The sequence below is a fragment of the Capnocytophaga cynodegmi genome (assembly GCF_002302475.1).
Taxonomy (GTDB): Bacteria; Bacteroidota; Bacteroidia; order Flavobacteriales; family Flavobacteriaceae; genus Capnocytophaga; species Capnocytophaga cynodegmi.
Window position 1 is genome coordinate 2,452,293 of the sequence record NZ_CP022378.1, and the last position, 15,561, is coordinate 2,467,853.

Annotated in this window: 10 protein-coding genes; 8 read left to right on the plus strand and 2 right to left on the minus strand. The window is 35.1% G+C overall.

What is annotated here, in order from left to right; all coding sequences use genetic code 11:
• Window positions 1-3: 3 nt before the first annotated feature.
• The 6 genes from CGC48_RS10850 (at window position 4) to CGC48_RS10875 (ending at window position 9,769) form a co-directional block, all read left to right on the plus strand.
• Complete coding sequence (locus CGC48_RS10850; protein WP_098029580.1) at window positions 4-1,599, plus strand: pyruvate dehydrogenase complex dihydrolipoamide acetyltransferase; 1,596 nt, start codon at window positions 4-6, stop codon at window positions 1,597-1,599.
• A gap of 146 nt (window positions 1,600-1,745) precedes the next feature.
• Complete coding sequence (locus tag CGC48_RS10855) at window positions 1,746-2,432, plus strand: transporter (protein WP_098029581.1); 687 nt, start codon at window positions 1,746-1,748, stop codon at window positions 2,430-2,432.
• Between the two features lie 66 nt (window positions 2,433-2,498).
• Window positions 2,499-4,292, plus strand: a complete 1,794-nt coding sequence (locus tag CGC48_RS10860; protein ID WP_098029582.1) for an AMP-dependent synthetase/ligase — start codon at window positions 2,499-2,501, stop codon at window positions 4,290-4,292.
• 264 nt (window positions 4,293-4,556) lie between these two features.
• On the plus strand, window positions 4,557-6,335 hold the full coding sequence (locus CGC48_RS10865; RefSeq protein ID WP_098029583.1) for an acyl-CoA dehydrogenase family protein: 1,779 nt from the start codon (window positions 4,557-4,559) through the stop codon (window positions 6,333-6,335).
• A gap of 219 nt (window positions 6,336-6,554) precedes the next feature.
• Window positions 6,555-9,065 (plus strand): type I DNA topoisomerase, encoded by a 2,511-nt coding sequence (topA, locus tag CGC48_RS10870; RefSeq protein ID WP_098029584.1) that lies wholly within the window; start codon window positions 6,555-6,557, stop codon window positions 9,063-9,065.
• Between the two features lie 83 nt (window positions 9,066-9,148).
• Window positions 9,149-9,769: a hypothetical protein gene (locus CGC48_RS10875; protein ID WP_098029585.1), complete on the plus strand. Its 621-nt coding sequence runs from the start codon at window positions 9,149-9,151 to the stop codon at window positions 9,767-9,769.
• Window positions 9,770-9,782: 13 nt separating this feature from the next.
• Here the strand turns inward: CGC48_RS10875 and CGC48_RS10880 are convergent, their stop codons facing one another.
• Both CGC48_RS10880 and CGC48_RS10885 read right to left on the minus strand, forming a co-directional pair.
• A complete protein-coding gene (locus CGC48_RS10880) occupies window positions 9,783-10,484 on the minus strand; it encodes a class I SAM-dependent methyltransferase (RefSeq protein ID WP_098029586.1) in 702 nt (233 codons plus the stop codon).
• 591 nt (window positions 10,485-11,075) lie between these two features.
• Entirely contained in the window at window positions 11,076-12,071 is a 996-nt protein-coding gene (locus CGC48_RS10885) for a TlpA disulfide reductase family protein (protein ID WP_098029587.1), read from the minus strand.
• A gap of 87 nt (window positions 12,072-12,158) precedes the next feature.
• Between CGC48_RS10885 and CGC48_RS10890 the strand changes: the two genes are divergently transcribed.
• Window positions 12,159-12,680 carry a DUF7935 family protein gene (locus CGC48_RS10890; RefSeq protein WP_098029588.1) on the plus strand — a complete coding sequence of 174 codons (522 nt, stop codon included), beginning with the start codon at window positions 12,159-12,161 and terminating at the stop codon, window positions 12,678-12,680.
• 119 nt (window positions 12,681-12,799) lie between these two features.
• A complete protein-coding gene (locus CGC48_RS10895; RefSeq protein WP_394336573.1) occupies window positions 12,800-15,424 on the plus strand; it encodes a putative LPS assembly protein LptD in 2,625 nt (874 codons plus the stop codon).
• Window positions 15,425-15,561: the final 137 nt, after the last annotated feature.

The window sequence follows — 15,561 nt, forward strand, 5'->3', positions numbered from 1 at the left end:
AAAATGGCAGAAATAATCAATATGCCACGATTGAGCGACACAATGGAAGAAGGAGTTGTTGCAAAGTGGTTAAAAAAAGTAGGTGATAAAATAAGTGAAGGTGATATTTTGGCAGAAATTGAGACTGATAAAGCTACAATGGAGTTTGAATCATTTTATTCAGGCACATTGTTATACATCGGTCTTCAAGAAGGCGAAACAGCTCCTGTAGATTCTCTTTTAGCAATTGTAGGTAAAGAAGGGGAAGATATTTCGGCATTGATAAGTGGGGGAGCTACTTCTCAAGTTGCTTCTCAACCTGAAGAAGCACCAAAATCTGAAGCACCTGTAGCAGAAGTAACTATACCTTCGGGAGTGGAAGTGGTGACTATGCCACGATTAAGTGATACTATGACTGAGGGAACAGTAGCTACTTGGCTAAAAAAGGTAGGTGATAAAGTAAGCGAGGGTGATATTCTGGCAGAAATTGAGACTGACAAAGCTACAATGGAGTTTGAGTCGTTCTATTCAGGTACATTACTATACATAGGTATAAAAGAAGGTGAGTCAGCCGAAGTGGATTCTCTTTTAGCTATTATTGGTCCTGCTGGGACAGACGTGAGTGCTATCGTGGCTGGTGGAGGAAAAGTTTCAGCTCCCGCACCTAAACAGGAAGAAAAAACTGAACAGAAAAAAGAAGTGACTTCAGCTTCTGTGTCTAATTCTAATATAGCTGCTAGTAGTGAACGTATTTTTGCTTCTCCATTGGCTAAAAAAATAGCACAGGAAAAAGGTATTAATCTTTCGCAAGTGAAAGGTTCTGGAGAAAATGGACGTATTACCAAAAAAGATGTTGAAGGATTTACACCATCTGCAGTGGTATCTTCAGCACAAAGTGCTACTGCACCAGTAGCTACTACCTTTGCCCCTGTAGGACAGGAAGCAGTAGAAGAGGTTAAAAACTCTCAAATGCGTAAAACGATTGCTAAACGCCTTTCTGAATCGAAATTCACGGCACCTCATTATTATCTGACTATAGAAATTGATATGGAAAATGCGATGGCTTCACGTGTGCAAATTAACAACATACCTGATACCAAAGTTTCATTCAACGATATGGTTGTGAAGGCGTGTGCAATGGCACTCAAAAAACATCCTCAGGTGAATACTTCTTGGAAGAATGATGTTACCGTTTACAACAAACACGTACACATTGGTGTAGCGGTTGCTGTAGATGAAGGATTGGTGGTTCCAGTGCTTAAATTTGCTGACCAATTGAGCCTTACTCAAATAGGTGGACAAGTGAAAGATTTGGCAGGTAAAGCAAGAAATAAAAAGTTGACTCCAGCTGAAATGGAAGGAAGTACATTTACTGTTTCTAACTTAGGAATGTTTGGTATTGAGTCGTTTACGTCAATTATCAATCAACCTAATTCAGCGATTTTGTCAGTTGGAGCTATTGTTGAAAAACCAGTTGTTAAAGAAGGACAAATTGTGGTAGGACATACAATGAAAGTTACCTTGGCGTGTGACCATCGTACAGTTGATGGTGCTACGGGAGCCCAATTCCTGCAAACGCTTAAAACGTACATTGAAAATCCTGTTACAATGCTAGCGTAGAAATTTTTAGGGTTTTTATAATATTACGTTGAAAATGCAAATCTGAATATTTAGATTTGCATTTTCTATTTTTGGAATATTAGGAAAAATAGAAAAAAAGCCATTCTTTTGCACAAAAATTTAGGAAACGAGTTAAAATTTGAGTTATGAGAAAAATTTGTTTGTTTTTTCTATTGTTGATAACATCAACGCTGTATTCTCAGCAACTTGATGATGTGAATACTGACCGTCCCGACCAAAGTGAAGGAGTCTACACACTTCCGAAAAATAAATTTCAGTTGGAAGATGGCTTTACGTTTTCTGATGAAAATACTTCTAATAATTTGATGTTGCGTTATGGGGTTTTTAACGGAACAGAAATTCGATTGTCTTCTGATATTGAGAAAAATAAATCGGAAAATATTCAGGTAGATAATTTAGTTTTGAGTTTCAAACAACGCATTTTGCAAGAAAAGGGAAGTTTACCTGCAATTACTCTGGTTGGTTACTTGGCATACAAAAATCCTCTGAAACAATGGCAAACAGATGTTTATTTAGCTTTTGAAAATAATATTTCTGAAAAGTTTGTTCTTTGCTACAATGTGGGAACATCGAATTCTTTTAAAGAATTGAATGTTACAACCCAATTTGGTTATTCTATTAATAAGGATTTGTATACATTTTTAGAATATTTTGCTGTTTTCGGAAATCAGTTTCCTGTACATAATTTTGATACAGGATTGTTGTATTGTATAACTTCTGATTTTCAGATTGATGTATCTTTTGGTCGTTCTATTTTCAATGAAAATTCAAATTGGTTTGTAAGCACTGGATTCGCATATCGATTTTTTTAATATAAGCCATTTGTAATACGTATTACTTTTTTTATTATCTTTGCCCTCTCAAATAGATTATTTGTAATGAATTTATTATCATATCATTATACTTCTGTTTTTCACGAAAATGTGAAAAAATTTGGGCATAAGAAGGCTTTAATAGGTAAAGTTGAACAAAATTGGGAAGGGATTACTTGGAATGAGTTAGGAGATGTAACCAATTTACTTTCAAAATCATTATTACATTTTGGACTTCAACCACAAGAAACTATTGGCATTTTTTCTCAAAATATGCCTCAGTGGACAATTACAGACTTTGGTAGCTTACAAATCAGAGTGATACCCGTTCCTATTTATGCTACAAATACATCAGAACAAGCTCTCTATGTGTTGAATCACGCAGAGGTAAAGATATTATTTGTAGGTGATACCGAACAATATGAAAAAGCTCTTCAAATAGCTGAAAAATGTCCTTCTTTACAAAAAATAGTTGTTTTTAAAGAAGATGTTGAGCTGAAAGAGGATAAATATTCCATTAAATGGAATGATTTTTTAGTGTACGGAAAAACGGATATCTATAATGAAGAACTTCAAAAAAGGATAGCAGATAAAAGGTTAGATGATTTATTTACAATAATATATACTTCAGGAACAACAGGTGAACCTAAAGGTGTGATGTTGGATTATGAAAATTTAGCCTACCAATTAATTGGACACGATATAAGGCTTGAAATTTCGGATAAAGATGAATCATTGGCGTTTTTGCCTTTATCACACGTTTTTGAAAGGGCTTGGACGTACTATTCGTTATATAAAGGTGCTACGGTTTATTATTTAGAGAACCCCAATAATATTAAAAGTGCGTTGGAGGAAGTAAAACCAACTGTAATGTGTGCTGTACCAAGATTTTATGAGAAAATATTTGCAACCGTTCACGACAAAGTGGATAGTTCTTCTTTCGCTAAGAAGATGATATTTGCTTTTGCTATAAAAACAGGAAGAAAGGTATTGAAAATCAATCAAGAAGGTAAGAAGATTTCTTGGTGGTTAAAAAAAGCACACAATATCTCAGATAAGTTAGTGTATTCTAAATTAAAGCAATCATTAGGCGGACGCATTCGTTTTATGCCTTGTGGTGGAGCTAATTTAGAGCCAAGTATAGGACGTTTTTTCCATTCGATAGGGGTAAATGTAAAATTAGGATACGGAATGACCGAAACACTTGCTACGGTGTCTTGTTGGGATAATGTAGATTTTGAAGTTCAGTCAGTTGGATCGATAATGCCAAATGCTGAAGTCAAAATTGGAGCAGATAACGAAATTTTGGTTAAAGGGGGTATGGTGATGAAAGGGTATTATAAAAATCCTGAGGAAACCAAAAAAGTATTTACGGAAGATGGCTTCTTGAAAACGGGTGATGCAGGTAATTTAGATGCTCAGAATAATGTGTATATTACGGACAGAATCAAGGAGTTAATGAAAACTTCTAACGGAAAATATATTGCACCACAACATATTGAAGGAAAGGTAGGAAAATATAATCTTATAAATCAGATTGCAGTAATTGCAGATGGAAAAAAATTTGTTTCGGCTTTGATTGTGCCTAATTTTGAGATGCTTACACAGGCTCTTCAGGAGTTGAATATCAAGTACAAATCAACAACGGAACTTTTGAAAAATAGCCAAGTAATTGATTATATTACCAAGCAATTACAGAAGTTTCAAAATGATTTGCCTGATTATGAGAAAATTAAAAAATTCACGTTGCTTCCTGATGCTTTCTCAATTGAGCGAAATGAAATTACACCAACATTAAAGCTCAAACGCAAGGTTATCTACGCAAATTATAGTAAGGAAATAGAAGCAATGTACAAGTAGAAAAGTAAGGACAGAATTATCGCTGTCCTTTTTTTATTTTCTGTATATTGTTACTGGTGGAGTTCAGAAAAAATCTTTCTTTGAATGGAAAATGCTGTGATGAGATATAGATAAAACTGTTTTTATTGATGAAGAATCATTAAATGAATTTTGTAAAAAGTAAGATTAGAATAAGAAACTGAATAAACCGCAATAAAATTCCTATTACCAAATTTTATTGTTATATTTGTGGCAATAGAGTCTAATTTTTTAAACTTAAAACATATGGAAACAACTAGAGGAGGAGAGTTCTTAGTAAAAGAAACCCTATGTGAAAACATTTTTACACCTGAGGATTTTTCGCAAGAGCAAATCTTGATGAAAGACACGGTTAAGGAGTTTGTGGATAAAGAAATTTATCCGAATAAGCCTCGTTTTGAGCAAAAAGACTATGCCTATACCATAGAAATGATGAAGAAAACTGGGGAAATGGGATTGTTAGGAATCGCTATCCCAGAGGAATATGGTGGGCTTGGAATGGGATTTGTTACTACGTCGGTTGTATGTGATTATATTTCGGGAGCGACAGGCTCATTTGCTACGGCTTTTGGGGCACATACAGGGATTGGAACAATGCCAATCTTGCTTTACGGAACGGAAGAACAAAAGCAAAAATATCTACCAAAATTAGCAACAGGTGAAGCTTTTGGAGCGTATTGCCTAACGGAGCCAGAAGCAGGTTCTGATGCCAATGCTGGAAAAACAAAAGCAGAGCTATCTCCTGATGGAAAGTTTTATATACTCAACGGACAAAAAATGTGGATTTCAAATGCTGGGTTTGCTACGATTTTAACAGTATTTGCCCGTATAAATGACGACAAAAACATAACCGCATTTGTCGTGGAATATGATCCTTCTAATCCTAATGGGATAACTTTAGGTGAGGAGGAACACAAATTGGGGATACACGCTTCTTCTACCCGACAAATATTTTTTAACAATACAAAAGTCCCTGTTGAAAATATGCTTTCGGAGAGAAATAACGGGTTTAAAATAGCACTCAATGTATTAAACATAGGTAGAATAAAATTGTCGGTGGCTACTTTAGACGCTCAACGTCGCATACTTGAAAATTCTGTAAATTATGCAAAAGAGCGTATTCAGTTTGGGATACGTATTGCCGAATTTGGAGCAATTAAAGAGAAAATAGCAGAAATAGCAAGTAGCTTGTATGCAGGTGAGGCAGCCGTGTACAGAACACTTAAAGAAATTGAGAATCGAATAGAAATCAGAAAATCTGAAGGGAATGCTGAAAATGAAGCTGAACTTAAGAGTATTGAAGAATATGCGATTGAGTGTTCTATTCTAAAAGTAGTTCTTTCAGAAAATATTCAGCGAAGTAGTGATGAAGGAATTCAAATTTTTGGAGGAATGGGATATTCAGCTGAGATGCCTATGGAAAGTGCTTGGCGTGATGCTCGTATCACGCGAATTTATGAAGGTACTAATGAAATTAATCGAATGCTTTCAGTGGGAATGCTCATTAAAAAAGCTATGAAAGGTCACGTGGATTTGCTCACTCCAGCAATGGCAATCAAAAATGAATTGATGGGAATTCCTTCCTTTGAAATTCCTGATTTTTCGGAAGTAATGTCGGAGGAAAAAGAATTGATTGCTCGGTTGAAAAAAGTTTTTCTGATGGTTTCAGGTTTTGCCATTCAGAAGTATGGAACTGACTTAGAAAAACATCAGTTATTATTGATGGTGGCTTCCGATATTATGATGGAAATTTATATGGCCGAATCGGTTGTATTACGAGCAGAAAAAAATGCAAAACGTTTCGGAGAAGAAAATCAGAAAGTGCAAATAGCGATGGCCAAACTTTGTTTGTATCAATCTGTTGAAAAAATAATTACTCGAGCTAAGGAAGGAATAATTTCTTTCAGTGAAGCAGATGAGCAACGAATGTTATTGATGGGCTTGAAACGATTTACAAAGTATTATAATTATCCGAAAATTATTGATTTAAAAGAGTTTATAGCAGAAGAAATTTGTAAGGAATAAAAAATATTCCTGAATGATTGATATAGAAAACTCTATTGAAACATACTTTTTCATAAGGTTTTGATGGAGTTTTTCTTTTTGTTTTTTCAAAGGATTTATTCGATTCTTGCAAATTATTTTGTTTTTAGAACTTCTTAATGGCAAAATTCTGATTTTAAGAATAATTTAATTTTCAAATACCAATTAAATTACTATTTTTGCCCACCAAAAGTTAGTAGTATGGCTAAAAACGTAGTAATTGTAGAGTCGCCTGCGAAGGCAAAAACCATTGAAAAATTTTTAGGGAAAGATTTTAAAGTAGTATCAAGTTACGGACATATTGTTGATTTACCCTCCAAGGAATTGGGTGTAGATATCGAGAATGGCTTCAAGCCTAAATACTTGGTTTCCAGTGATAAAAAAGCAGTTGTTAAGGAGCTTAAAACACTTACTCAAAAAGCTGAAACGGTTTGGTTAGCAAGTGATGAGGACCGTGAGGGAGAAGCTATTTCTTGGCACTTATCAGAAACGTTGAAATTAAAACCTGAAAATACAAAACGCATTGTTTTTAACTCTATTACAAAGTCTGCAATTGAAAAAGCCATTCAAAATCCGAGAGGAATTGACTACAACTTGGTAAATGCTCAACAAGCACGTCGCGTATTGGATAGGCTTGTCGGATATGAAATTTCGCCAGTGCTATGGAAAAAGGTTAAAAGCGGACTTTCAGCAGGACGAGTTCAATCAGTTTCTGTGAGATTAATCGTTGAAAGAGAACGCGAAATACAAGATTTTAAAACGAATTTTTCTTATAAAATAACAGCAGAGTTCGCTAATTCCGAAGGGAAAACATTTAAGGCAACCTTGCCAAAATCATTTGATACATTAAAGGAAGCAAAGCAATTTTTGGAAAAAAATTTGGGTGCAAACTTTACAATAGCTTCTTTAGAAACAAAACCCGCGAAAAAATCTCCTGCACCTCCTTTTACTACTTCAACACTGCAGCAAGAAGCTTCTCGAAAATTATACTTCTCGGTAAGTAAAACAATGATGATTGCACAGCGTTTGTACGAGTCAGGTTTTATAACCTATATGCGTACCGACAGCACTAATCTATCACAAGAAGCAATAAATACTGCCAAAAACGCCATAGTTAGCATATACGGAAACCAATATAGTCAGGTTCGCAATTTTGCCACCAAAGCAAAAGGAGCCCAAGAAGCACACGAAGCCATTCGTCCTACGGATATGACACGTACTTCCATTTCTGCAGAGAGCGACCAAGCTCGTTTGTATGAACTCATCTGGAAACGCACAATTGCTTCACAAATGGCGGACGCTCAACTTGAGCGAACTAATGTAAAAATTCAAGCAGATAAACATACTGAACTTTTTACAGCTAACGGAGAGATGATTCGCTTTGACGGATTTTTAAAAGTATATCTCGAAGGTAGCGATGACGAGGAAGAAGAACAAGAAGGTATGTTGCCAACATTAAAAAAAGGAGAATCTATCAGCAATAATAATATCATTGCTACACAGAGGTTTACTCGTCCTCCAGCTCGTTACACAGAGGCTTCTTTAGTGAAGAAACTCGAAGAATTGGGTATCGGGCGTCCTTCAACCTATGCTCCTACAATTTCAACAATCCAAAACAGAGGCTATGTAGAACGTAGCTCTTTGGAAGGAGAGGAAAGAAAATACGAGCAACTTGTACTTGCCAAAGAAACCATACAACAAAAAACACTTACAGAAAAAGTGGGTGCTGATAAGGGCAAATTAATTCCTACTGATATAGGAATTGTTGTAAATGACTTTCTGGTTACAAATTTTGAGAATATTATGGACTACAACTTTACTGCAAAAGTAGAGGGTAGCTTTGATAATATAGCCGAAGGCACTGAAGACTGGACACAGATGTTGCAACATTTTTATACGCACTTCCACCCAGTTGTGGAGAATGTAGAAAAAAATGCAGCGAGAGAAACAGGCGAACGTATTTTAGGAACTGACCCAAAATCAGGACGACCGTTGAGTGTTCGCTTAGGACGCTTCGGAGCGATGGCTCAAATAGGAACAAATGAAGATGATGAAAAACCACTCTTTGCAAGTCTTCATTCGGGAATGTCTATCGAAACAATTACTTTCGAAGAAGCCTTAAAACTCTTTGAACTCCCCAGAAAATTAGGCATTATCGACGGAAAAGAGGTTGATGTGAATGTAGGAAGGTTCGGACCTTATGTGCGTTATGGAGATACTTTTATTTCTTTGGACAAAGGGGAAGATGTGTTTGGTGTAACACTGCAACGAGCCGAAGAACTTATTTCACAAAAGAAAAAAGCTGACGCCCCTATCGCATTATATCAGGGTATGGAAGTTACCAAAGGAACAGGAAGATTTGGTCCTTTTATTAAATGGAATAATATTTTTATCAATGTAAGTAAAAAATATGACTTCGATAACCTTTCAAAACAAGATATAGAAGAACTCATTGAGAATAAATTACAAAAAGAATCGGAGAAAGTGGTAAAAGAATGGGAAGATGGTTCTATCCGATTGGAAAAAGCACGTTGGGGACGCTATAATCTCATTAAAGGAAAAGTGAAAATCGAATTACCAAAAGAAACCGATGTTGAAACTTTCACTTTAGAACAAGCTACAGCCCTGATTGCTGAGAAAACTCCGAAAACAAAAACAGCTTCAAAAGTTGCAAAAACCAAAAAGACAACCACAAAAGCGAAGAAAAAATAATGATACGAAAACTTTGGTAAAAAAATGATTTGCCAAAGTTTTTTTTATGAAATAACACCAATAACACTATTCCAATTAAAAATATGAAAAAGCAAGATAAATTCACATACACGGAGGCATATTTCAGAGAAAACAGATATATAAAATATCTGTTGATAGCAAAACTCACGCATTTCTCTTACCTTACCATTTGGAGAGACTTGGAGTACGACTTTCTCAACTTAAATTTTCCTTCGTACGAAGAAGCTAAGGAATTTGCCGAAGACATAAGTTTTTTAGCAGGAAAAGAAATACCCGTTAGCCATATTCTTTCTTCGGCAAATGAAATTTCAAACCGAATCATCGATTACACCAATCAGGCACAAGAAATTAAAGAAGAAATAGTCGCAAATTTTCATATTCCTCACTTTACGGTCGAAGATTTTCTCTTTTTACTAACTTTTGAGTCAAGTTTGTACAGATTTTTAAGAACTTGGGGAATGCATATCGTGAAAATATACGAAACAGTAGCTCAATACACTTTGGGCAACATATCCAAACAAGAATGCGAGGAGAAAATAGAAGAATTGCGTCAGAATGAGTTTCGAGAAATGCCCAAACAATCATTGAGGGACGCAATCGGCTTATTGACGCAATTATTTTGGATGGTTTACAGAAGATACCTCAGGAAAAGACAAATGGCTAAAGAAATGGGCTTCGATTAAAAGTAAACTAACCTCAAAACATTTTTGCCAAGTAGTCGTAATGTTCTCCTTCGGCAACCAATTCGCATTCTAAGCCTACCGAGTGTGCAACGTTCTGCAAAGTGTTGTAGTCCACGTAAAGCCACGCAAAAGGCTCTTCTTTCTCATTTTTGTACTTAACCAAATAATCAACCTCGCCGTAGTAATCAAAATGGAGTGGTACGTCGTATGTTCCGTCCTCATTCTCATCGAACATATAAATAATATCGGACGAATCGGTCAAAATTTGTCCGTTTGGGGCTAACAGACTTTTAATTTTAGCTAAAAAAGTTCCCATTTGCTTTAATCGTCCGCACATTCCAGCTCCATTCATTAGTAGCAAAATAGTATCAAATTTCCCCTCGAACTCCATAACATTGGCAACTGAAACGTTCTTTAAACCTCTGAGTTTACAAGCCTCGACAGCCTTTGGTGAAATGTCGATAGAATGAACTTCCAAATTTCGTTCGTTTTGCAAATACAATCCGTGGCTACCAGCTCCACAGCCCACTTCTAAAACTTTTCCTCTCGCCAAACGCAATGCTTTTTGCTCCAATGGTGGCATTTCTTTAAACGAACGGAATAAATAGGGCAGGGGCAAAATGTCTTCTTCCGAAATAGTAGTTTCTGTTTTAATATCTTCCGTATAATTGCCTTGTTGATAATCTAAGATAGCTTGTCCGAATAAATCTTTCATTAATAAATTATTTTTTAGTAGATATACAATTAAATAAATGTATTTATAAGATGTACAATTTGTTGTATTGTTATTTTGAAATCAAAAAATTTTTTTGAGGCTGGATTATCTGCAATCTTGTCTGAAAAACTTTTTTTGATGTTGGATTGTTTGCAATCTTTTTTAAAAAACTTTTTTAGCGTTGGATTGTTCGCAATCTTGTCTTAAAAACTTTTTTTGACGTTGGATTGTTTGCAATCTTTTTTGAAAAACTTTTTTTGATGCTAGATTGTCTGCATCTTTCTTAAAAAACTTTTTTTGACGTTAGATTGTCTACAATCTTCTTTAAAAAACTTTTTTTGATACTGGATTGTTTGCAATCTTTTTTGAAAAACTTTTTTTGACATTAGATTATCTATAATCTTATCTTAAAAAGAATTTTTGATTATGTATTTTTGTTGATATTGCAATATATTTTTGGAAGCGTATTGCATACACTATCATTTTGCTTCTCAAGATGTATGCAGTACGCCCCGATGTACGATATGCTTTCAAAAAACATTTTTGAAGGCGTATTGTACAGATTCTTTTTTCCGAAAGAAAGTAGGAGAATTATTTAACCAACTTCTCAATTTCTTCAATCATTTTATGGCTTTCGATGGTTCGTGCGATGATGGTTCCGTTAGCATCAATTAAGATGTATGTAGGCAACCAACGCAAAGTATAGGTTTGAGCTGCTTCTGATTTCCAAGCATTTTCCACAAATCCGTGTTCCCACGAAAGTCCGTCGGCGATGGCTTTCTGCCAATTTTTTTTGTTGCGGTCGAGCGAGATACTCAGTATTGTAAAGTTTTTGGAATTGTATGTTTTGTAAATTTCTTTCAGAGAAGGTATTTCTTTGAGACAATCAGGACACCAAGTAGCCCAAAAATCGATGAGAACATTTTTTCCTTTTAAATCACTCAGTTTAAAAGTTTTTCCCTCAGAATTTTCCATAATAACATCAGGAGCAGGATTTCCTGGCTGAAGTTTTTCGAGCTTATTGATAGCAGTATCAAGTTCTTCGATGTATGTATTTTTAAGTAACTCCGGAGCGATTTGTTTTCTAAGCGAAACGAGCTGCGGATAGTCGTACATATAAGCATTTCGCCCTAAAAAGTAGGCAATCACAGGCGAATTATTGTCTGTTTTGAGAATACTATCTAAGTTTAAGGCTCTTTTTTCGTTCAGGTCGTTGTATTTTTTGAAAAGTTGCGTGTTTTTATCTCCTTTTATGATTTCAATTTCCCAATTTTGGTTCAAATGCAATGTTATATTTGTGTTTTCAAGGAAGAAGTTGGCCCTTTTTCCCACGTTATTGAGTCGCAAAGAGTAGACGAGGGGCTCAGAAATATTTCCTTCAAATTTAAAATTTCCGTTGTTAATATCAACAGAATCGACAGCGGTGTATTCTCTGTTTTTGAATTCCAAGAGATAAACCTTGCCTTTCGTTTGCCCATCAACGCTCCCTTGAATTGTGTAGGATTGTTCTTTTTTTGTTTGTTGTTGCTCACAAGAAGTTAGCGTGAGTAGCAGTCCCAACACGGATAAAACATATGTATGCTTCATAAGAAAATAGAATTTAGTTTCCAAAGGTAAGAATTTTTTTTGTATGAAAAAATTATTACTTTTGTCCGCAAAATTATGTCATAACAAATGGAAAGCCAAATTGTCACTTTTTTGTTGTATTGTATTCCTTCAGCGATTGTTGGTGTAATTGCATATTATTTCTTCTATTTACACATCAAAAACGAAGAAAAACGTCGTTTATTTTTGTTGCAAAAGGAAAATCAGAAGCTTTCACTTCCGCTTCGTTTACAGGCGTATGAGCGAATGGCTCTGTTTTTGGAACGCATCAGTCCGCAGCAATTACTACTTCGCATTCCTTCTCGTAACTTGCCTAAAAAAGAATATGAAGCCCTTTTGGTAAATTCTATTGATGAGGAGTTTGAGCATAACTTATCGCAACAAATTTATATGAGTGAAAATTTGTGGAATGTTATCCGAACCGCAAAAATGGCAACCATTCAAGTAATACGTAAAGCCACATACGATGAGCAACTTGCTGATTCCAAAGCGATGACCGAATTTATTTTTAAAGAGTTTATAAACAAACCATCGCCTTCGTCAAGTGCTTTGAGCCATTTAAAGGAGGAAGTTCGTGAGTTTTTACGTTAAATTTTGACATTTCAAAGAAGAATACCTTGCTGAATTATCGCAGACAAATAGTTTTACTTATAGGATTATTAATCGCAACCACTTGCTTTTGGTATGCGGAGCTATTTGCTATCCGAAAGATGGATTATCGTAGTTTTCATACCTATTCAATATTGGATACTTTGCGGCGTTCCAGAAATTCAGCCAAAGATACTATCAAAAAACAAAATATAAAACCTCAAACCGATTCTCTTCTGCAAAAAGCCGATTCACTCAGGAAGGATTCTTTGCAAAAACCTAAAGGGGCTTTGGAAGATATTGTTAAGTACAAAGCCAAAGATAGTATCGTATTCAACAAGGTGAAAAGTGAAATCATTCTGTACAATGAAACACAAGTGCAATATACTGATATTGATATATCTGCAGGAATTGAGCTTATCAAATTTGATATAGGAGAGGTTTACGCAGGACGATTGAAGGATTCTGTTGGAGAATATACGCAACATCCTGTGTTTAAGCAAGGAGATGATGTAATAGAACCCGATTCAATTCGTTTTAATTACAAAACGCAAAGGGCGATTATCCGAAATGCTTACACAAAGCAAGATGAAAATAACATAAAGGGTGAAATCATTAAAAAAGAAAATGATTCTACCTATTTTATGAAGAATGCTATCATTACAACGGCAGAAGACTTAGATGACCCAGATTATTATATTCTACTTCGGAAGGCTAAGTTTGTACCACAAAAGAAAATAGTTGCGGGGTTTAGTAATATGTACATTGTTGATGTACCGACTCCTATAGCCATTCCTTTTGCATACTATCCGATGGTTTCAGGGAGGTCTTCAGGGCTTATTTTTCCTACTTTTGGAGAAGCAAACAATCGTGGATATTTTGTACAAAACGGAGGATATTATTTTGTTATCAGTGACCATTTGGATTTAGCACTCACAGGAGATTACTTTACAAACGGAAGTTATGGTTTTAGAGCACAATCCGCATATAACAAACGGTACAAGTTTTCTGGTAATTTCAGCTTGAACTATGAAAATCAGATTTATAGTATCAAAGGACTTCCTGATTACAGCGGAACCACTCTGTACAATATTCAATGGACACACTCAAAAGATGCAAAGTCAAATCCTAACTCAAGTTTTTCTGCATCTGTGAATTTGGGAAGTAGTCGGTATTACCAAAATTCATACAATCAAATTAATTCACCCAATGTTTTGAACAATACATTATCCTCATCAATTTCGTATTCAAAAACGTTTCCTGCGTATCCTTCTGTAAATCTTTCTGTTACAGCATCACATTCGCAAAATACGAACACACAAAGCATTGAAATGACTTTACCAGCATTACGTGCCAATATGGAGCGTATCTATCCTTTTGTTAAACAAGGTCAATCAAAAAGAGGACTTCTAAAAAGTCTTAATTTTCAATATAGTATGCAGGCAGATAATCGGTTTTCAACAACTGATAGTTTGTTCTTTTCAAAAAAAATGTTCAATGACGCCAAAAACGGAGTACGACATTCAATTCCCGTCAGTACTACGACAAAATTGTTCAAGTACGTAACTTTAGGTTTGAATTCATCATTGAACGAAACTTGGCAATTTAAAACAATCCGTAAAAACGATTTTAACAGCAATATAGGTGCATCAAAAATTGACACACTTAATGGTTTTGACCGCTTTCTTACTTATAATTTGGGAGCGAGTTTGGGAACAACAGTTTACGGAACTTTTCGATTTAAGAAAGATGCTAAAATACAGGCTATTAGGCACGTAATGCGACCATCAGTTAGTTATGGTTACACACCTGCTTTCGACCAATATTATGAGGATTATATTTCAGATGCCTTTGGAAATAAATCGCAATATACTCGCTTTGAAGGGGGAATTTATGGAGTGCCAGGGCTAAATAAATCACAATCCATTAGCTTTTCATTGAGTAATACTTTGGAAGCAAAAGTAAAGCAAAAAGATAGCACAGAAACAGAGCCTAAGAAAATTATGTTACTTAATAGTTTGAATTTCAGTTCAAGTTATAATGTAATAACAAAACAATTTAGTCCTGTATCGGTAACAGGGGGAACTTCACTTTTTGAAGGAAAATTGCCTATAAACTTTGGAATGACATTAAATCCGTATGCAATTGATGAGAATGGAAGGCAAATGGAGAAATTCAATATTAATAATGGGGGAAGTCTTTTCCGCTTAACAAATGCAAACCTTTCCACAAGTTATACTTTTTCAAATAGAGATAAAAACAAAACAAAAAATAATGACAATAGAGCTTCGGGAGGACGTGCAGACGATTTGTTTGGGTCATCAAGACCTATAAATGATATGCAAGACAAAGACGAAGAAACAGAGGAACAAGAAGACAAAAATGAAAAGAAAAGCGCTTTCTACAATGCATCCATTCCTTGGGACGTGAATTTGGCGTACTCTTTGACCTATAGCAATGTGGCTCGTGAATCAAAAATATCGAATAACTCTATTATGTTTTCGAGTAATGTGGAGCTTTCGCCAAAATGGCAAGTGGGTATTTCAAGCGGATACGACTTTATAAATAAAGGAATTACTTATACACAATTGCGATTTGAAAGGGATTTGAATAGCTTCAGAATGAGTTTTCATTTTACCCCTATTGGATATAGAAATTCTTGGTACTTTTTCATAGGTATAAAATCTTCAATGCTCTCTGATTTGAAGTGGGATAAGAGCAAAGAACCAGACAGAAGATTACGTTAGTATTTTTGTAAATATGCTAAATGGAGAGCTTTTTGTAAATAGTTTTTTGTCATTATTTTAATTTATAGGTGTTTTTTATGAAAACTTTTAATTTTTATTTGTGTTTTTTATTGAATAAATAATTACCTTTGCACCTG

Bases quoted from the DNA above. Each gene is read 5' to 3' on its own strand.
- CGC48_RS10855 (WP_098029581.1), top strand. From the start codon at position 1,746: ATGAGAAAAATTTGTTTGTTTTTTCTATTGTTGATAACATCAACGCTG.
- CGC48_RS10860 (WP_098029582.1), top strand. From the start codon at position 2,499: ATGAATTTATTATCATATCATTATACTTCTGTTTTTCACGAAAATGTG.
- CGC48_RS10895 (WP_394336573.1), top strand. From the start codon at position 12,800: ATGGATTATCGTAGTTTTCATACCTATTCAATATTGGATACTTTGCGG.
- CGC48_RS10885 (WP_098029587.1), bottom strand. From the start codon at position 12,071: ATGAAGCATACATATGTTTTATCCGTGTTGGGACTGCTACTCACGCTA.
- CGC48_RS10880 (WP_098029586.1), bottom strand. From the start codon at position 10,484: ATGAAAGATTTATTCGGACAAGCTATCTTAGATTATCAACAAGGCAAT.
- topA (WP_098029584.1), top strand. From the start codon at position 6,555: ATGGCTAAAAACGTAGTAATTGTAGAGTCGCCTGCGAAGGCAAAAACC.
- CGC48_RS10850 (WP_098029580.1), top strand. From the start codon at position 4: ATGGCAGAAATAATCAATATGCCACGATTGAGCGACACAATGGAAGAA.
- CGC48_RS10890 (WP_098029588.1), top strand. From the start codon at position 12,159: ATGGAAAGCCAAATTGTCACTTTTTTGTTGTATTGTATTCCTTCAGCG.
- CGC48_RS10875 (WP_098029585.1), top strand. From the start codon at position 9,149: ATGAAAAAGCAAGATAAATTCACATACACGGAGGCATATTTCAGAGAA.
- CGC48_RS10865 (WP_098029583.1), top strand. From the start codon at position 4,557: ATGGAAACAACTAGAGGAGGAGAGTTCTTAGTAAAAGAAACCCTATGT.